The organism is Streptomyces sp. NPDC001401, assembly GCF_042895385.1.
Classification (GTDB): Bacteria; Actinomycetota; Actinomycetes; order Streptomycetales; family Streptomycetaceae; genus Streptomyces.
This window is the reverse complement of the sequence record NZ_JBIAWI010000039.1, coordinates 1-17,006: the sequence shown is the minus strand read 5'-3', so window position 1 is coordinate 17,006 and position 17,006 is coordinate 1. Positions and strand designations below refer to the sequence as shown.

At 70.8% G+C, this 17,006-nt stretch carries 17 protein-coding genes; 8 read left to right on the top strand and 9 right to left on the bottom strand.

What is annotated here, in order from left to right:
- The first annotated feature begins 64 nt into the window (after positions 1–64).
- Positions 65–1,048: an ABC transporter substrate-binding protein gene (locus ACFY10_RS54305; protein WP_390672853.1), complete on the top strand. Its 984-nt coding sequence runs from the start codon at positions 65–67 to the stop codon at positions 1,046–1,048.
- On the opposite strand, the gene ACFY10_RS54300 is transcribed toward ACFY10_RS54305, so the two are convergent.
- The 7 genes from ACFY10_RS54300 to ACFY10_RS54270 form a co-directional block, all read right to left on the bottom strand.
- Positions 1,017–1,439, bottom strand: a complete 423-nt coding sequence (locus tag ACFY10_RS54300; protein ID WP_390672852.1) for an acyl dehydratase — start codon at positions 1,437–1,439, stop codon at positions 1,017–1,019. The genes ACFY10_RS54305 and ACFY10_RS54300 overlap by 32 nt on opposite strands.
- Entirely contained in the window at positions 1,436–1,969 is a 534-nt protein-coding gene (locus ACFY10_RS54295) for a MaoC family dehydratase N-terminal domain-containing protein (protein WP_390672851.1), read from the bottom strand. Before ACFY10_RS54295 ends, ACFY10_RS54300 begins: the two co-directional genes overlap by 4 nt.
- Positions 1,966–2,784, bottom strand: a complete 819-nt coding sequence (locus ACFY10_RS54290; protein WP_390672850.1) for an IclR family transcriptional regulator — start codon at positions 2,782–2,784, stop codon at positions 1,966–1,968. The genes ACFY10_RS54295 and ACFY10_RS54290 overlap by 4 nt, the downstream gene beginning before the upstream one ends.
- A 118-nt stretch (positions 2,785–2,902) precedes the next feature.
- The gene (locus ACFY10_RS54285; RefSeq protein WP_390672849.1) at positions 2,903–3,763 is read right to left on the bottom strand and encodes an alpha/beta fold hydrolase; all 861 of its coding nucleotides are present in this window, start codon (positions 3,761–3,763) and stop codon (positions 2,903–2,905) included.
- Positions 3,760–4,719 carry a catechol 1,2-dioxygenase gene (locus ACFY10_RS54280; protein ID WP_390672848.1) on the bottom strand — a complete coding sequence of 320 codons (960 nt, stop codon included), beginning with the start codon at positions 4,717–4,719 and terminating at the stop codon, positions 3,760–3,762. The genes ACFY10_RS54285 and ACFY10_RS54280 overlap by 4 nt, the downstream gene beginning before the upstream one ends.
- Entirely contained in the window at positions 4,716–6,041 is a 1,326-nt protein-coding gene (locus ACFY10_RS54275; RefSeq protein ID WP_390672847.1) for a M20 family metallopeptidase, read from the bottom strand. The genes ACFY10_RS54280 and ACFY10_RS54275 overlap by 4 nt, the downstream gene beginning before the upstream one ends.
- 115 nt (positions 6,042–6,156) lie before the next feature.
- Positions 6,157–7,368, bottom strand: coding sequence for a Rieske 2Fe-2S domain-containing protein (locus ACFY10_RS54270; protein WP_390672846.1), 1,212 nt, complete (start codon positions 7,366–7,368; stop codon positions 6,157–6,159).
- Between the two features lie 270 nt (positions 7,369–7,638).
- On the opposite strand from ACFY10_RS54270, the gene ACFY10_RS54265 reads away from it, so the two are divergent.
- Genes ACFY10_RS54265 through ACFY10_RS54250 form a run of 4 tightly spaced genes read left to right on the top strand, consistent with a single transcriptional unit; the run spans position 7,639 to position 11,256 of the window.
- Positions 7,639–8,643, top strand: a complete 1,005-nt coding sequence (locus tag ACFY10_RS54265; RefSeq protein ID WP_390672845.1) for an ABC transporter substrate-binding protein — start codon at positions 7,639–7,641, stop codon at positions 8,641–8,643.
- Positions 8,643–9,488 (top strand): ABC transporter ATP-binding protein, encoded by an 846-nt coding sequence (locus ACFY10_RS54260; RefSeq protein ID WP_390672844.1) that lies wholly within the window; start codon positions 8,643–8,645, stop codon positions 9,486–9,488. Before ACFY10_RS54265 ends, ACFY10_RS54260 begins: the two co-directional genes overlap by 1 nt.
- Positions 9,485–10,306 carry an ABC transporter permease gene (locus ACFY10_RS54255; RefSeq protein WP_388837276.1) on the top strand — a complete coding sequence of 274 codons (822 nt, stop codon included), beginning with the start codon at positions 9,485–9,487 and terminating at the stop codon, positions 10,304–10,306. The genes ACFY10_RS54260 and ACFY10_RS54255 overlap by 4 nt, the downstream gene beginning before the upstream one ends.
- The gene (locus ACFY10_RS54250) at positions 10,303–11,256 is read left to right on the top strand and encodes a zinc-binding alcohol dehydrogenase family protein (protein WP_390672843.1); all 954 of its coding nucleotides are present in this window, start codon (positions 10,303–10,305) and stop codon (positions 11,254–11,256) included. The genes ACFY10_RS54255 and ACFY10_RS54250 overlap by 4 nt, the downstream gene beginning before the upstream one ends.
- Before the next feature lie 48 nt (positions 11,257–11,304).
- On the opposite strand, the gene ACFY10_RS54245 is transcribed toward ACFY10_RS54250, so the two are convergent.
- Positions 11,305–11,679, bottom strand: coding sequence for an acyl dehydratase (locus ACFY10_RS54245; RefSeq protein ID WP_390672842.1), 375 nt, complete (start codon positions 11,677–11,679; stop codon positions 11,305–11,307).
- On the bottom strand, positions 11,676–12,143 hold the full coding sequence (locus ACFY10_RS54240; RefSeq protein WP_390672841.1) for a MaoC family dehydratase N-terminal domain-containing protein: 468 nt from the start codon (positions 12,141–12,143) through the stop codon (positions 11,676–11,678). Before ACFY10_RS54240 ends, ACFY10_RS54245 begins: the two co-directional genes overlap by 4 nt.
- Before the next feature lie 103 nt (positions 12,144–12,246).
- Between ACFY10_RS54240 and ACFY10_RS54235 the strand changes: the two genes are divergently transcribed.
- Genes ACFY10_RS54235 through ACFY10_RS54225 form a run of 3 tightly spaced genes read left to right on the top strand, consistent with a single transcriptional unit; the run spans position 12,247 to position 16,927 of the window.
- On the top strand, positions 12,247–13,113 hold the full coding sequence (locus ACFY10_RS54235) for an alpha/beta fold hydrolase (protein WP_390672840.1): 867 nt from the start codon (positions 12,247–12,249) through the stop codon (positions 13,111–13,113).
- 17 nt (positions 13,114–13,130) lie between these two features.
- The gene (locus ACFY10_RS54230; RefSeq protein WP_390672839.1) at positions 13,131–15,431 is read left to right on the top strand and encodes a CoA transferase; all 2,301 of its coding nucleotides are present in this window, start codon (positions 13,131–13,133) and stop codon (positions 15,429–15,431) included.
- A gap of 5 nt (positions 15,432–15,436) precedes the next feature.
- On the top strand, positions 15,437–16,927 hold the full coding sequence (locus ACFY10_RS54225) for an AMP-binding protein (protein ID WP_390672838.1): 1,491 nt from the start codon (positions 15,437–15,439) through the stop codon (positions 16,925–16,927).
- Positions 16,928–17,006: the final 79 nt, after the last annotated feature.

Genomic DNA, 17,006 nt, shown 5'->3' with positions numbered 1-17,006 from the left:
GGGAACCTCGGCATCCCAATTACTCCGCATCGCAGGTTTTCCGCCGCTCGGAAGGACACCACCCATGCGTATGAACAGAAACGGCAAGCGGGCCGCCGTGACCGCCGCCTGTGCGACCACGCTCGCCCTCACCGCGGCCTGTACGGCGGGGACCACGGACTCGGCGGGCGTGGCGGCGGCCGGGAAGCCGACCGTGCGCGTCGCGCTCGGGGTGGACGCCTCGTACGCCCCGTTCTATCTGGCCGAGGAGCGCGGGCTGTTCGAAAAGGCGGGCGTGAACGTCGAGTTGGTGAAGACGGAGGGCGGTCCCGCGGCCGCCGAGGCCGTGAGCGCGGGCACCGCGCAGATCTCGGCCAACGCCGACTCGACCGCGCTGCCGCTGATGGTGACCAACCCGCGGCTGCGCTCCCTGGGCGTCTTCCAGTCCTCCGACCGCTACCTCAAGGTGGTCCTGCGCAAGGGCGTCACCTCGCCGAAGAAGATCAGGACCATGGCGTCGATCGGCGGGCTCGGCCTGTACGCGACGCACGAGTACCTCAAGCACAACGGCATCGACCCGAAGTCCGTGAAGATCCTGCAGAGTTCGGCCCCGGAGATGCCCGGCATGCTGGAGCGGGGCTCGATCGACGGATACATCCTGTTCGACCCGTGGGCCGCCAACGGTGTCGCCGGGGGCGGCCATCTCGCGGGCAAGATCGGTGACTTCGGGGTGCGCTATGCGCAGTGGCTGCTGACCGACCAGAAGTGGCTCAAGGACAACGAGGACACCGCCGGGAAGGTCTTCAAGGTCGTGGCCGAGGCGGACAGGCTCGTCACCCAGGACCCCGCCGCCGCGGCGAAGGCCTCCAACCAGCAGGCCGAACTGCCCGTCGCGCAGACCGAGAAGGTGCTTCCGGAGATCACCTTCGCGGCCCGCGGCATCAATGACGGCGACTTCACCGAGTCACGGAAGATCGTCGACTTCCTGCTCGCGCAGAAGCTGATCAAGAAGTCGCCGGACCTCGACACCGTTCTGCTCAAGGGCTGGTACGAGCAGCACGCCGGGTGAGCTCGACGTGCCCTGTGACGCAGGGAGCGCCGTCGTCCTTGAGTACGGAGACGTCGAGCGTGACCCGCACTCCCCCGTCACAGGGCTCGGCGGCACCGATCGTCGCGGTCCAGGTGAGCGGCTCGCCGGCCACGGCGGTGGCTTTGTTGCGCCAGCTCACCGACTCCAGGGTCGCGCCGGGACCGGCCCACTCCAGGGCGTACCGGCCGACCATCTCGCCGTGCAGGGTCGACTGCACTACGACACCGGGATGGCCCTCGGAGGCGGCGAACTCGGCGTCGTAGTGGATGCGGTGGGCGTTCCAGGAGACGGCGCTGAAGCGGAAGAGCTGGACGGGGGTGTGGGTGTAGTGGCGGGGTGGGCAGACCTGTCCGGTTGCGGGTGCAGTCATGCGGCGGCCCCACTGTGTTCTTCTGGGATGGCGTCGAGTACGACGATCGTCTCGTCCATGACCATCAGTTCGTCACCGTCCGGTGTGATGAAGCGAGTGGAGACGCCCAGCAGGACGAACTCCCCTGATCTGCCCCGCCTTTGGTCCGCCGACGTCACCGCCCGCTGGGCCGTCACGCGGGTTCCGGCGACGGCCGCCCGCAGCAGCCGTACCGACTGGCCGCCGTGCACCTGCCTCACCGGCAGGCCCTGGGTGCAGGGGGATTCGCGGGCGGCCAGTCCGTCGGGGCGCAGTTCGTCCTCGGCGGGGCCGTCCTGCCAGCTCATCGTGCCGGCGAGGAAGAGCGCGGGCGCGGCGACCGGCTCGCCGGCCGCCTCCTGCGCACGTGCCCGGCGGATGTAGTCGGTGTCGTTGAGGGCGGCCGCGTACCGGCAGAAGTCCTTGACGGACAGCACCCCGCAGTCCTCGCTCTCCCACTCCCCGATCAGCTTGCGGGCCCTGGCGAGCACTTCGTCGAGGGCCGCGCTCACCGCAGCGACCGGCTGATCCCCAGGGCCGCGGCACGCAGGGCGACGGCATGCCCGGAGGGATCCATGCGGTAGGTGGGCGCGGTGATGGACAGGGCACCCACGAGGTCGCCCTGACTGCCGCGCACCGGTACGGCCATGCTGCTGTAACCGAGGCGGATCTCCTCCGCCTCGACGGCGATGCCCTCAGTGCGGATCTTCTCCAGCTGAGCGCGCAGGCGGCCCGGTGAGGTCACGGTGTGGCGGGTGAAGGGTTTCAGCCCGTTGCGGACCACGTCGGCGAAGAGGGAGGGCGGGGAGAAGGCGAGGATGGCCTTGCCGGTGGCCGTGCAGTACAGGGGCAGCCGGCCCGCGACCCGGGACTCCTCGTTCAGGCCCCGGTGCGGGAAGATCTTCTCCAGGTAGACGACGTCCAGGCTGTCGTGGATGGCGAAGTGGATCGTCTCCTGGGTGGCCAGGAGCAGGTCCTCCATGTACGGCTGGGCCACTTCGCGCAGGATGCGCTGCCGGTGCACGCGCTGGCCGATCTCGAAGAGCCTGAGCCCCAGCCGGTAGTCGCAGCCGTCCCGCTCCAGCAGCCCCCAGACGACCAGTTCCTGCGCGAGCCGGTGCACGGTGGCCTTGGCCACGCCGGTGCGGCGCACCAACTCGGCCAGGGAGAGGCTGGCGTCCTCGGCGGTGAAGGCCTCCAGGATGGGTCTGACCTTGCCCAATACCGAGTTCATCGAGTCGGGACCGGGGGATTCCTCGCGGGGAATCGCCGACCCTCGGGGGATGGCAGATGCGGAGTCGGCGCGGCCGACCGCGGTCACGGTCATGGGAAGAACCTCCCGGTCAATCCGTTGCCTACCTCACAACGCGGCTGATGGCTGGATCTGGCCCCTACACGGAACCATGGGCGGCGGATTCAGGAAACCCCGTCTCAAAAGGCCTGGCTCAGGAGACCTGGGCCAGGAACGACAGGCTGAGCGGGTTGTACAGGTCGGCCTTCTCGTGCTGCGGCCAGTGCCCGCACTCGTTGAAGATCTCCAGCCTGGCGCCGGGGATCGCGGCGGCGATCGCCTCCGCCTCCGGCACGTCACCGAACGGGTTCTTGTTGGCCCACACCACGAGCGTGGGCGCCTTGATCCTGGCCATGCGGTCGGGCCGAAGCAGATTGCGCTCCCGGGTCTCGACCTCCTGCAACGCCAGCAGGTTGTGCAGGTTCCGCTGGAACTCGGGCCGGTGGTAGATCTCGTAGCGGACCTGGGTCAGCTCGTCGCCGAGGTCCTCGTCCCACTCGGCCCACAGCAGCCGCAGCCGGTCGCGGGTGAGGGAGATGTCGTCCTGCAGCGCGGCGGCCCGCGTCGAGGTCTTCAGGCGCTCCATCACCGCCGGGTTGACCTTCGTGCCGCCCATGCACAGCAGTTGGAGCGAGGCGACCCGGTCCGGGTACTCGCTCGCCGCCCAGGACGACACCCAGCCGCCCAGCGACTCGCCGACCAGGTGGGCGCGTTCGGCGCCGACCGCGTCGAGGTAGGCGATCAGGTGCTCGACGTAGGCCGGGATCTCGCCGGGGCGGTCGGGCTTGCCGGTGTAGCCGTGGCCGAGCATGTCGACGGCGTGGACGCGGTAGCCGGCCGAGGCGTGGGCCGTGATGTTCTTGACGAAGGCCTCCAGGTGGCCGGTGGTGCCGTGCAGGAACACCACGTGCTCGCCGTCCTCGGGGCCCGCCTGCAGGGCGCGGGTCCGGATGCCGCCGGCGTCTACGTAGGCGTGGCGGTAGTCGATGCCGGACAGTTCGGTCCAGATGCTCATGGCTGCCTTTCGGGGGTGGTGCGTGCGGGATCGAGGACGGCTACGGCCATGCCGGTCAGCCACTCGGGCAGCGGCTCGTAGGCCAGGCGCCGTGCGGGGGCGTGGTCGAGCAGGGCCGCTGCGAGCAGCCAGGTGCGGATCTCCTGTGCTCCGTTGCCGGCCGTCTTCTCGAGCTCGTCGGTGCTGTACTGGGTGACGAGGTGGGCCTGTCCGCGTTCCAGCAGGGAGAGGAACGCCTCGTCGAACTCCGGGTTGATCGCGGCCTCGGCGGCGCGGATGATCTCGCGGCGGCGGGCGTCGTAGTCCTGCCAGTTCTCGCGGCCGTTGAGCCAGGCGCCGACCATGAACTCCTCGTCTTCGCCGTGCGGTTCGCGCCAGTCGGGCCAGGGCAGGCGGTGCGAGAGGCCGCCCGAGCCGATGACGGCGACGCGGCGGTCCTCGGGGAAGGCCAGCACGGCTTCCCTTATCGCCCGTCCCAGTTGCTCGCAGCGCCCCAGGGCCGGCAGCGGGGGCGCGAAGACGTTCACGACGAGCGGCACGATCTCCACGTCGAGGCTGTCCAGCAGGTACTGGACCGCGTGCGACTGGCCGTGGTCGATCTGCAGCCTGGCGGAGAAGGCGACGTCGAAACGGCCGCCTTCCACAAGGGAGTTGGCGATGTACTGGGCCAGCGGGACGTCGACGGGCTGCGGGCCCGTCGGTGTGCCGGACTCGCCGCTGGCGATGCATTCCCCCACTCCGATCGTGAAGCTGGGGATCAGATCCAGCCAGAAGCCGCGGAAGTGGTTGGAGCCGACGAGGATCACCGTGTCGGGGCGGGCCGCGGCGAGTTCGTCGCGGGCCTCGCGCAGGGCGTCGCGGAAGCGTTCGGCGCGGTCCTCGTGGAGGGTCTGCTCCCAGTGGGTGTTCATCAGCGTGCTGTGCGACGCGCCGACCCCGAGGACGATCTCGGTCATGCCGGGTCTCCTTCCAGCTCTGTGCGGGAGCGGGTGACGGTGTCGACGGCCGTGCGGATCAGATGGCGGGCGAGCTTTTCCATGGCCCGTACGGACACGGTGTTCATGCCGCGTGCGAAGTCGATGTCGAAGGGCGCCTCGGTCACCTTCGGCATGCCGACCCGTACGGTGGGGATGCCGCGCCCGCGCAGGATGTTGGCGTCGGTGGCGCCGCTGTTGCCCGGGATCACCTCGTGCGGGCGCCCCTCGAAGGCCTCCCAGGCGGCCGTCGCGCTGCGGAAGATCCAGCTGTCCTGGTCGGTGCGTGTGCCGGGGATGGCGAGGACCATCTCGGCGCTCACGTCGTAAGCGGACAGCTTGTCGAGGACGGCCAGGAATTCCCGTTTGGCCTGCATCGGGCTCGTGTCCGGGCCGATACGCAGGTCCACCATCAGCGTGCAGGCGGCCGGGGTGACCGCCGCCATGCGCGGCCAGCCGCCTTGTACGGAGGAGACGATGCCCTGCGGGGCGACCGTGCCGTCGGTGTGGCGGTCGGCGTACTCGACGAACCACTCCTCCAGGTGCCGGGCGACCTCGCCGGCGCGGGCGACGGCGTTGTCGTACGGGAGGCGGTGGCGGGAGCCGACGTAGGTGTGGGTGCCGCGGACGGTGATCTCGAACCAGACGAGGCCGACCTCGTCCCAGGACACGGTCCAGCCGGGCTTGGCGATGACCGCGTAGTCGGTCCACACGCCCTGCTCCAGGAGGAACGAGCAGCCCGCGCCCTGGCCGGTGTTGAGCCGCGGGCTGCCCGGCCGGGCGTTGGTGGGCATGCCGCCCGCGCCGAACGCCGCCACCAGGTCACCGGTGAGCGGGATGCCCGCGAGGGAGATCGCCTCGGCGGCCATCATCACGCAGGCCGCGTGGCCCTTGGGGTTGGAGGCGCCCAGGCCGGTCACGAGGTCGTCGTAGACGGTGGCCCGCGGGCGCATGTCGTCCCTCAACTCCTGGCCGATCCATGGGAGATCCTCGCTCTCCTCGCCCACGGTCAGGGTGTCGATCGGGGCGTAGAGCATGAGGTCGGGGCCGGTGCCGTCGCCGTCGAGGCGGGCCCAGGCGTTGGCCTGGCGGTCGTCGAGGGGCTGGACGGCGGCGCGGCATCCGGCGGCCTTCAGGGTGTCCGCGATGTGTGCGGCGAGCGGCCGCTCGTCGCCGGTCGGGCTCGGGATGTCGACGAGCCCGGTGATCAGATCGCGCAGCCGGTCGCCGGTGACGTGCCTCCAGGCCTCCTGGATCCAGGTGGCGCGCTGTGTGTCCAGTCCGGCGAGGCCGTCGCCGCTCACTGGTTGATCCTGTGGACCTGGGTCATGGTGGTGCGCTCGAAGCGCTTCCTGGCCAGCGGGAGCCCGATGGCGAGGGCGGCTCCGGCCAGCAGGGTGAGCAGGGTGCGGAACATGCTCACGTCTCCTTCTGTGCAGGTGCAGGGGGGTTGGTGGCTCCGACCGCGGCCAGCTTCTTGCCGTACTCCTCCTCGCTGAGGTTCCGCCAGGCGGTCAGCGAGACGTCGGGGCGGTAGAGCTTCTCCGGGGGCGCGTCGGTGACGTCGACCATCCAGGCGTCCTGGCCGGAGAACTGGCCGTGGAACAGCCAGCGGATGGCGCCGAGGTACTTGGCGTAGAAGCCGAGGGTCTTCCAGCCCTCGGTGAAGTTGACCATCACGCCGACGTAGTTGTGGTGGTCGGCGTCGACGGGGACGTAGAACTCGTAGTGGATGAAGTTGGGGTAGACGATGCGCAGCACGCCCGGCATCGACAGGGACGCGAAGCCGGGGAAGTCCTGGGCCTCGATCGTCGGGTTGATGCTGTCCGCGGCGCCGGTGTTGCCGATGTTGAAGGTCTCCCTCGGCGGCTGCATCTTCCACCAGCGCTTGTTCGACCAGCGGCCCACGCCGGGGAAGTCTGCCTCCCAGTGGACCTCGTCCTGCACCCGGAAGATCCAGCGGCCCCTGGGCACGATCCGAGTGATGTTCCAGGTCGGCATGGGCTTGAACAGGCGCCAAAGGGCCGTGCGGTGCAGGTACTTGGCGTGGCCCTCGTCGAAGCCGTTCTCGCAGGCGAAGCGCCAGTTGCCGCCGCGGGGCTCGATCCGGCCGCCCATGACGAAGGCGTTGTCGACGAGCTCCTCGGGGAGTTGCGCGTCGATGTCGTGCGGTTCCTCGTCGGCGAGGGGGATGTACACCCAGACCATGCCGAGGCGCTCCTCGACCGCGTACGTCCGGACGCCGAGCTTGCCGGTCAGCCGGCAGTCGGGGCCGTCGGTGATGACCGCGGCGAGTTTGCCGGTGGGCAGGTCGAACGTCCAGCCGTGGTACGGGCAGCTGACCGTGCCCGGGAACTGCTGGTTGCCCTCGGACAGCGGCACCCCGCGGTGCGGGCAGCGGTTGTGCAGGGCGTAGGCCTTGCCGGCGTCGCGGATGAGAGTGATCTTCTCGCCGCAGATCGTGAACGGCTGCGGCTTGTCGGTGACGTGGCTCGACCAGGTGACCGGGTACCAGTAGCCGCGGAATCCTTGGGCAGCGCCGTCGTAGTGGGGCCACGACGCCCAGTCCTGCCGACCGAGAGCGGTTCGGCTTCTCTTCTTCGGGGCGAGCGAGTCTTCACCCGTCGTCATCGTGCGTGACCTCCTGATGCCGTCGGTGCATGACCTTGAGCATCGAGTCGGGGGCCGCGCCCGCCTACGGAACCGTTCCGGTGAGCAGACCGCCCGCCCCACACCCGGCCTTCGACCCGAACGTCCCGCTGAGCGGACCACCGTCCATGCGCACCCGGCGCGGCGCGTTCTACGGTGCGCCGAATCGCGCCGATTCAGGCCAGTTCTCAGGCCTGTCCGGGGCCCGCGCCCCGACGCACTCCCGCTCCCCGCCAACCACCCGAGGTGCTCATGGAGCCACAGGCCAGCAGAGGACGACGCCCCGCCGGGCGTCTTCTCACCCTCGTCACCGCCGCCCTGATCCCGCTCACCGCGTGCAGCGCGGCCACCACCGACTCCGCCACAGGTGCCGGAGGCGGCGCCAAGGGACCGACGGTCCGCGTCGCCGTCGGCATCGACCCCTCCTTCGCGCCCTTCTTCCTCGCCGACGCCCAGGGGTTGTGGGCCAAGCACGGTGTCAACGTCCAGCTGGTGCAGTTCGGGCGCGGCGGTGAGGGCGTCGACGCGCTCGCCGGCAACCAGGTCCAGCTGGCCGGCAACTCGGACACCACCACCATCGGCCAGCTCCAGCAGAACCCCGGCCTGCGCTCGCTGCTGGTCTACGAGCAGTCCGGCCGCTACCTCAAGGTCGTCCTCGGCCCGAAGGCCAACTCGCCTTCCAAGATCCGGAAGATGGCCGTCGTACCGGGTCTGTCCCAGCTCGCGGCCACCCGCTATCTGGAGTCGAAGGGCATCGACACCAAGTCGGTCAAGTTCGTCACCGCCGACCCGCCGGAGATCCCGGCGCTCCTGCAGAAGGGCGACGTGGACGCCTACGTCCTGTGGGAGCCCTGGCCGGCCAAGGGCGTCGAGCTCGGCGGCCGGATCGTGTCGACGACCGGCGACTACGGGGTGTCGTACGCGCAATGGCTGATCGCCGACGACAAGTGGCTGAGCGGCCACAAGAGCATCGCCGTGAAGGTCGCGGAGGCGCTGCAGGACGCGGCGCGGCGCACCGAGTCGGACCCGGACGCCGCCGCGGCGGCCACGCAGAAGGCCGCGAAGATTCCGACCGCCCAGACCCTCAAGGCGATCAAGGACATCGACTTCGGGGTGCGGGACATCACCTCGGCCGACCTCAAGACGTACACCGCCACCGCCAAGTTCTACGTCGACACCGGCTCCGCCAAGTCCCGGGCGGACGTGGCGAAGACGGCGCTGCGCGGTTGGTTCACCCAGCAGACGAAGGGATCGTGATGACGAAGGCCATCGAGGCCGATCTGCCGCCCGCGACGCAGGACGGCGGGGGGCGGGGGGCAGCTGTGCGTGTCGACGGCGTCGACATCAAGTTCGGCTCCTTCCATGCGGTATGTGACATATCACTGGACATCGCCGCAGGTGAGTTCCTCTGTCTGCTCGGCCCGAGCGGCTGCGGCAAGTCCACCCTGCTGTCCGCGCTGGCCGGTTTCGTACGGCCGCACCAGGGCGCGCTGACCGTCGACGGCACACCCGTCACCGGGCCCGACCCCGAGCTCGGCATGGTCTTCCAGAGCAGTGAGGCGCTCTTCGACTGGCTGACCGTGCGGCAGAACGTCGCCTTCGGCCCGCGGATGCGCGGCAAGTCCCGGGCCGAACAGGCCGCGCTCGCCGACGAGTACCTGGGCCTGGTCGGGCTGCGGCACTGCGCCGACCGGTTCCCCGGGCAGCTGTCCGGCGGTATGCGCCAGCGCGTGCAGATCGCGCGCGTGCTGGCGAACCAGCCCCAAGTGGTCCTGATGGACGAGCCGTTCGGCGCTCTGGACGCGCAGACCCGGCAGGTGATGCAGGAGGAGATGGGCCGCATCTGGCAGGCCTCCGGCTGCACGGTCGTGTTCGTCACCCACGACATCGACGAGGCGATCCTGCTGGCGGACCGCGTCGCCGTCATGACGGCGGGCCCGGCGGCCTCGATCAAGTCCGTGTACGAGGTGGACCTGCCCCGGCCGCGCGACGAGTCCGACCCCGCGGCCCTCGAACTGCGCCACAAGCTGCGGCAGGACATCGGCGAAGAGGTCCGCAAGGCCCTGCGCGACCAGGGACTCGACCCGGAGGACGAACGATGACGACCGTGACCGTCGACGCCACCGCGAAACCACGCACCGACCGCCGCGCCCTGCAGGCCGCCGGCCTCAGGCTGCGCACCCTCGCCCTGTATGCCGTCTCCGTCCTCGTCGGCATCGGCATCTGGCAGCTGCTGGCCACGCACTACGGCCCCTCGCTGGTCGCCTCCCCGCACGCGACCCTCACCGCGGCCGGCGACCTCGCCCGCGACGGCACCCTCACCAACTCGATCATCGCCTCCAGCCGCCGCATCCTGATCGGCTGGGGCCTCGGTCTCCTGGTGGGCGTCCCGGCCGGCCTGCTCGTCGGCCAGATCCGCATCGTCCGCCAACTCCTCGAGCCCTACATCGAGTTCTTCCGTTTCATCCCGCCGATCGCCTTCGTGACCCTGGCCGTGGTGTGGCTGGGCATCGGGGAGTCGTCGAAGGTCGTGCTGATCTTCTACACAGCGGTCTTCATCGTCATCCTCAACACCAGTGCGGGTGTGATGGCGGTCAGCGAGTCGAAGCTGCGCGCGGCGGCGAGCCTCGGCGCGAGCCGGCGGCAGATCCTGCGCGGGGTGGTGCTGCCCTCGACGGTGCCGTACATCATCACCGGGGCGCGTCTGGCGATGGGCAACAGCTTCCTGACCATCGTCTCGGCGGAGATCGTCGCCGCTCAGGTCGGGCTGGGCTCGCTGATCTGGACGTCGCGCAACTACGGCCGTATCGACTGGGTGTTCGTCGGGATCATCACGCTGGGGATCCTCGGGTTCGTGTTCGACCGGGTGCTGCGGATCGTGGCGTCCCGGGTGCTGCGTCGATACGGAGTGAAGCTGTGAGCGGTGAGATGTCACGGGCGTTGGTGCTGGAGGCCTTCGGTGCGCTGCCCCGTTTGGTGGAGCGGCCGGTACCTGAGCCGCGCCCCGGCCACACGCTCGTCCGGATGCTGGCGTCACAGGTGGCTCACCTCGATCTCAACGTCGTGGACGGCAAGTTCGGGATCCTGCCGGACCTGCCGGCGGTGCCGGGCACCAACGGGGCCGGGATCGTGCTCGCCTCGGACACCCATCCCGAGGGGTCCTTGGTACGGGTCAACGGCAAGGGGCTGGGCCTGCGCCGGGACGGCTGCTGGGCCGACCATGCGCTGGTGCCCGACGCGGCGGTGATCGCCGTTCCGGAGGGTACGGATCCCGCCCTGGCGTGCAGCTTCTTCTCACCGGCCGGGACGGCCTGGGCGGCGGTGCACTCGGTGGCGGCCGTGCAGCCGGGCGAGCGGGTTCTGGTCACCGGCGCGGCGGGCGCGGTCGGTTCGCTGACCGTGCAGGTCGCGGCGCGGGCGGGGGCCGAGGTGATCGGTGTGGTCGGCCGCCCGGAGAAACTGCATCACGTGGCCGCGCCTGCCAAGGCGGTTCTGGCGGCCGAGATGTCAACGGGGGCCGTCGGAGGGCCGGTTGACGCGATCATCGACACCGTGGGCGGGCCGGTCCTGCGGGATGCGCTGCCGCTGGTGCGCCCGCGAGGTCGAGTCGCCCTGGTCGGCTACACCGCAGGGCGCGAGTTCAGCGTCGACCTCGCGGACTTCCTGCTGGCCGACGTGTCCCTGCTGCCCGTGAACCTGATGACGCGGGGCAAGGAAGTCGCCGCGGACGCCGAACGGTTGCTGACCGAGCTGACGGCGGGCGAACTGAGCCTGCCGATCGAGCGGTACGGCCCGGATCGGCTGCCGGAGGCGGTGGAGCGACTGCGGAAGGGGACCGCAGTCGGGAGGGCGGTGCTCGACCTGGCGTGACGTGCGGGGTCCTGCCCGCATTCCCGGCGCGATCCGCCGGAAGGGCCCCTAGCCCAGGACGACCACTGCTTGGCCCCGGCAGCAGACGATGCCGGGGCCTTCCCGCTGCTCGATGAGGTCGAGGGTGATCTCGCCCGTGGCCGGGTCGACTTCGCGCACGGTGCCGGTCACCGTGAGCCGGTCGCCGGGGTGGGCGGGCGCCCGGTTCTGCCACGCGAGCCGGAGCACCCGTCCCGTCGGCCCGGCGAACTCGGTGGCGGCCCGGTGGAGGAGACAGCCGTGCAGCTGTGCCATGACCACTGGTCCGTCCAGCCCCTCGGACCGGGCGAAGGCGGTGTCGTAGTGGATGCGATGCGTGTTGCGGGTGACCGCGCCGAAGCGCAGCAGCATGACCTCGTCGGGAACGAGTTCGAGCTCCGTCATCGCACGATGAACCTTTCCGAGACCTCGACGAGGAGACCGCGCCCTGCGGCCGCATAGGACTTGTCGACGGTGAGCAGCAGGAAGCCGGCGCTCTTGCGCTCAACTGCCGTGAGTGAACGGCTCACTTCGATGTGGTCCCCCACGCGTACCTGCCCGGTCCAGCGCACCTCTTGGCCACCGGCCATCAGGCGCACTCCGAGCCCGTCGGTTCCGGGCACCTCGTCGCGGTACATGCCGTCGGGTCTCAACTCCCCGGCATCCGGGCCGGGTTCGGCCCGCAGCAGGCTGACGACGTACATCGGATGGACCACGAAACCGGGATGCCGCGGATCCACCAGATGCCGTGCCGTCTCCCCCGCGGCCCGCGCGAACTCGGCGGCGGCCTCGGCGCGTACGACGCCCAGCGAGCGCGTCTCCCGCCGGCCGAGCACCGCCCGTGCCCGTTCCTCCGCAAGATCCAGCATGCCGCCGACACTAGGTCCGACCGTATTCCGACAGCCACGGACCCGGACCGCTGAGCGGACCGCCCCGCTTGGACCGTCACCCCGCGCCGGACACCATCCGCCTATGGATCCCATGGACATTCAGGCACCCCCGCAGGGCGCCTACGCGGAGGCCGACGGCGTCAAGTACCACTACATCGAGCTGGGCGAGGGCAGTCCCACGATCTTTCTGCACGGCGGCGGCCCGGGCTGCACCGGCTGGTCGGACTTCGGGCAGGTGGCGCCGCTGTTCGCCGCGGACCGCCGCTGCTTCCTGGTCGACATCCTGCAGTACGGCAAGTCGGCGAAGCCCGTCATCGAGGGCCCCATGTGGGACTACCACGCCGCCAGGACGGTGGCCCTGATGGACGAACTGGGCATCGACCGCGCCGACTTCGTCTGCAACTCCTGGGGCGGCACGATCGCGCTCAACCTGGCCGCCAAGTACCCGGAGCGCGTACGGTCGTCGGTCATCACAGGAAGCATGCCGGTCTTCCACGGCCCGCTCGCCCCGCTCCCGGAGGGCGGCCGCCGCGGACGCAACGCCCGTGACGTGTACTACGGCGGCGACGGCCCCTCCTGGCAGAAGATGCGGGAGTTGATGGCACGGCTGGAGTGGTACGACCCGGACGCCGTCCCCGACGGCACCGTGACCCTGCGCCACGAGCAGAGCCTCGACCCCGAGGAGACCGCGCTGGCCGGCGCCTCGGACAACCCGCGCGGCGACTGGCAGGACCTCACCGCCGAGCTCGGCCGCATCCAGGCACCCACACTGTTCCTGTGGGGGATGTACGACGCCTTCCTCACCCCGGACTACCCGCTGATGCTGGCCCGCATGATTCCCCGGGGCAGTCTGCACGTGATGGACCGGGCCTCCCACCACCCCCAGGAGGAACGGCCCCACGACTACCACAGCGTGGTCAGCGGCTTCCTCAACCAGCGGCACGGCTGACGGCGAACGGAGGACACATGAGCGCATCGACCCCGCGCATCGTCGAACTGACCGGTCCCTTCGCCCGGTTCGCCGGCCGCCTGCTCGTCGGGCTCGGCCACGACGTGGTGCTGGTGGAACCCCCCGGCGGCCACCCGGACCGGCACGAGGACGGTGACGCCTTCGCCCACTGGCATGCCGGGAAGCGCTCGGTGACCCTGGACCCGGCCGACTCCGACGGGCTGCGCCGACTCCTGTCAGGGGCCGACGTCCTGCTCGACGGGACATCTGAGGGAGCCGGGCAGGCCGCCGAGGGCCTCGACCATCTGGTGCATGTACGGGTCACACCGTTCGGTCTGGTCGGCCCGCGCAGCGCCTGGCAGGGCACCGATCTGGTGGTGGCCGCGCTGGGCGGCATGCTCGCGCAGGTCGGCGATCCCGACGGCGCGCCGCTGCACCTGCCGGAGAACCAGGCGGAGCATCTCGCGGGCGTCAACGCAGCGATCGCCGTGCTGCTGGGTCTCAGGGCGGGAAAGCGCGCAGGGGGTCAGCTGATCGACGTCTCCGCCCAGGCGTGCGTGGCGGCCGCGCTGGAGGCGGGCACCCTGGCCTATCTGCACGAGGACCGGGTGCCGCCGCGGCCGGGACGCGTGCACCCGCTTGTCCCGCACGGCCTGTTCAGGGCGGCCGACGGCCACCTCGGGGGCGGGCTCGGCGGCAGTCCCCGTATGTGGGACGCGCTGCTGGAGTGGCTGTGCGAGGAGGGGGCGCAGGCCGATCTCGCCGAGCCCCGGTGGCAGGATCCGGTCGAGCGCAAGCGGCACCAGGAGCACGTCTTCAAGGTCGTCCAGGACTTCGTGGGCCAGTGGCCGAAGGCCGAGTTCGCCGAGCGGGCGCAGGCCAGGAAGCTTCCCTGGGCGGCCGTCGACCTGCCGTGCGAGCTGCCGGACAACCCCCAGCTCGCGGCGCGTGACTTCTTCACCCGGGTCGGGGACCGGACCGACCTCGGCTTCCCGTTCGCGTTCCCTGAGGGCCGCAGGGTCACCGAGCTGTCGGTGCCCGAACTCGGCGCCGATCAGGCCCTGCTGGACGAGGAAGTGCCTGTGCGAGCAGCCGGGGACACGTCCGCCGCCGTACCGGCCCTGGACGGCGTACGCGTCCTCGACCTCACCTGGGTGCTGGCGGGCCCGTACTGCACGAAGGTCCTGGCCGACCACGGCGCGGACGTCATCAAGGTCGAGTCCGTCTCGCGCCCCGACCCCACGCGCTTCGCGCCCTTCATGCACCTGTCGCGCGGCCCGCACAACAACCCGGACACCAACGGCTACTTCAACGAGGTCAACCGCAACAAGCGCAGCATCGCCCTCGACACCCGCACCGACGACGGCGTCGCCGTACTGCGCGACCTCATCGCCGACTGCGACGTCCTGGTGGAGAACTTCAGCGCCACGGTCATGACCCGCCTCGGCCTCGGCTACGACACGCTGCGCGAGATCAACCCGCGTCTCGTCTACGTCAGCATGTCGGGCATGGGTCACACCGGGCCGCGTGCCGGCTGGGTGTCGTACGCGGACACCGTCTCGGCGAGTTCGGGGCTGACGGGGCTGACCGGCTGGGGGCCGGACGACGTGGTGGGCGTGATCTACGGACACGGCGACATCGTCGCGGGACTGCAGGCCGCGCTGGCCACGGTCGCCGCGCTGGAACACCGCGCGGAGACCGGGCGCGGGCAGCACATCGACCTGTCCCAACTGGAAGCGATCGCCGCCCACATGGGCACCAGTCTCCTCACCGCGTCCCGGTCGCCGATCGGCAACGCCGACCCGCGCTGGAGCCCTCAGGGGGTGTACCGGTGCCTCGGCACGGACCGCTGGCTGGCGCTCAGCGTCCGCTCCGACGACGAGTGGAGTGCCTTGTGCCGGGTCGTCGGGCGGCCCGAACTCGCCACCGACGACCGGCTGTTGACGGCGGACGGACGCAGGCGAGAAAGCGCCCTGGTGGACGGTGTGCTGAGCGACTGGGCGCGCGGTCTGCCCGCGGACCTGGCCGCCGAACTGCTCCAGGCGCAGGGGATCCCAGCCGGGGCGGTCCAGGACGGTCGCGAACTGGTCGAGCACGACCCGCAGTTGAGGGCGCGCGGCTTCTACGTCCGTATGGAGCACCCCGTCGCGGGCGCCTTCCTGCACGAGGGCCTGCCGATCCGCCTCACGGGCACACCGGGGTCGATCCGCAGACCCGCGCCGGTGCTCGGCGCGGACACCGACGAGGTGCTGCGCGAGGTGGCGGGGCTGTCTCCGGAGCGGCTGCGGCGCCTGCACGCGGCGGGTGTCCTGAAGTGAACGCCATGACCATGCCGGGCCTGGTCGAGGCGGCGGCGGAGAGGTTCGGGGACCGGGTCTTCCTGCGTATGGGCGACTCGACGCGGACGTACGCCGAGACCCGTGAGGCGGCGGCCACCATGGCCGGGGCGCTCGCGGAGCACGGCTGCCGGCCGGGCGACCGGGTGGCGGCCCTGCTGTCCAACCGGATCGAGCTCGTGGACCTGGTTCTCGGCTGTGCCTGGCTCGGGGCGGTCGCGGTGCCGTTGAACACGGGGTTGCGCGGCCGTTCGCTGCGGCAGGCGCTGGAGGCGGCGCGACCACAATTCCTTTTTGCGGAGAGGGAGTTGGCGGATCACGCGGTGGCAGCCGGACATCGGGGTGTCGTCTGGCAGGTGGGTGGTGCGGACGTGCCCCGGCCCGGAGCGGTCGCACCGCTCCCGCCCGCGCCGGTGCGTCCGCGGGACACCGCCGTCGTGCTCTTCACCTCGGGCACGACGGGCGGGCCGCGGGGTGTCCGCTGTCCGCAGGCCCAGTTCGTCAGATGGGGCCGCAATGTCGCGGACGCGCTGCGCCTCACCGCCGACGACGTGCTGTTCACCTGCCTCCCGCTGTTCCACACGAACGCTCTGAACACCCTGGCGCAGGCCATGACGGTGGGCGCGAGCTGTGTGGTGGGCGGGCGTTTCTCCGCCTCGCGCCACTGGGAGCAGGCAGCCGACGCCGGGGCCACGGTCGTCTATCTGCTCGGCGCGATGGTGCCGATGCTGCTCGCACAGCCCCCCGGCCCGCGGGACCGGGCCCACCGGGCCTGGCGCGGCCTCGCACCGGCTGTCCCGCGAGCGCTGTGGGAGCCCTTCCGCGAGCGCTTCGGCGTCGCCCTCGTCGACGGCTTCGGCTCCACGGAGACGAACCTCGTCATCGGGACCACGCCCGAGCGGTGCCGGCCCGGCTACATGGGCACCGTACGCACGGGCTTCTCCGCGCAGGTGGTCGACGAGACCCTGACCCCCGTGCCCGACGGGACGCCCGGCGAGCTCCTCGTGCGCAGTGACCAGGAGTACGCCTTCGCCACGGGCTATCTGGACGACCCCGAGCCGGCGCCCGGCTCCTGGCGCCGGACCGGTGACCGTGTCGTCCGCGAGCCGGACGGCTGGTTCCGCTTCGTGGACCGCATCAAGGACGTCATCCGGCGGCGGGGAGAGAACATCTCCTCCTGCGAGGTCGAGTCGGTCGTACGAACCCATCCTGCGGTGGCCGAGGCCGCGGCCTTCCCCGTGCCCTCCGAACTGGCGGAGGACGAGGTCATGGTCACCGTCGTGGTCCGGCCCGGCGCCGTGCTGGATCCGGCGGACCTGGCCCGGCACTGCACGCGCGAACTCCCGGCGTTCGCGGTTCCGCGGTACGTGGAGGCGGCCGACACCCTGCCGCTCACCGAGACCGGCAAGGTACGCAAGGCGGTACTGCGGGAACGGGGTGTCACGGCCGCCACTTGGGACCGCACTAAGAGGCCCTAACAAAGGCGTCGTACGTGTCTGTAGGTGATGAGGCAGGTGGCGAGGCCGAGGAAGGCTTCGTGGATGTCGTCGCGTCGTT

Excerpts from the sequence above, each read along its gene's own strand:
- ACFY10_RS54305 (WP_390672853.1), top strand. The coding sequence starts at position 65 with ATGCGTATGAACAGAAACGGCAAGCGGGCCGCCGTGACCGCCGCCTGT.
- ACFY10_RS54300 (WP_390672852.1), bottom strand. The coding sequence starts at position 1,439 with ATGACTGCACCCGCAACCGGACAGGTCTGCCCACCCCGCCACTACACC.
- ACFY10_RS54290 (WP_390672850.1), bottom strand. The coding sequence starts at position 2,784 with ATGACCGTGACCGCGGTCGGCCGCGCCGACTCCGCATCTGCCATCCCC.
- ACFY10_RS54285 (WP_390672849.1), bottom strand. The coding sequence starts at position 3,763 with ATGAGCATCTGGACCGAACTGTCCGGCATCGACTACCGCCACGCCTAC.
- ACFY10_RS54280 (WP_390672848.1), bottom strand. The coding sequence starts at position 4,719 with ATGACCGAGATCGTCCTCGGGGTCGGCGCGTCGCACAGCACGCTGATG.
- ACFY10_RS54270 (WP_390672846.1), bottom strand. The coding sequence starts at position 7,368 with ATGACGACGGGTGAAGACTCGCTCGCCCCGAAGAAGAGAAGCCGAACC.
- ACFY10_RS54265 (WP_390672845.1), top strand. The coding sequence starts at position 7,639 with ATGGAGCCACAGGCCAGCAGAGGACGACGCCCCGCCGGGCGTCTTCTC.
- ACFY10_RS54260 (WP_390672844.1), top strand. The coding sequence starts at position 8,643 with ATGACGAAGGCCATCGAGGCCGATCTGCCGCCCGCGACGCAGGACGGC.
- ACFY10_RS54255 (WP_388837276.1), top strand. The coding sequence starts at position 9,485 with ATGACGACCGTGACCGTCGACGCCACCGCGAAACCACGCACCGACCGC.
- ACFY10_RS54245 (WP_390672842.1), bottom strand. The coding sequence starts at position 11,679 with ATGACGGAGCTCGAACTCGTTCCCGACGAGGTCATGCTGCTGCGCTTC.
- ACFY10_RS54240 (WP_390672841.1), bottom strand. The coding sequence starts at position 12,143 with ATGCTGGATCTTGCGGAGGAACGGGCACGGGCGGTGCTCGGCCGGCGG.
- ACFY10_RS54235 (WP_390672840.1), top strand. The coding sequence starts at position 12,247 with ATGGATCCCATGGACATTCAGGCACCCCCGCAGGGCGCCTACGCGGAG.
- ACFY10_RS54230 (WP_390672839.1), top strand. The coding sequence starts at position 13,131 with ATGAGCGCATCGACCCCGCGCATCGTCGAACTGACCGGTCCCTTCGCC.
- ACFY10_RS54225 (WP_390672838.1), top strand. The coding sequence starts at position 15,437 with ATGACCATGCCGGGCCTGGTCGAGGCGGCGGCGGAGAGGTTCGGGGAC.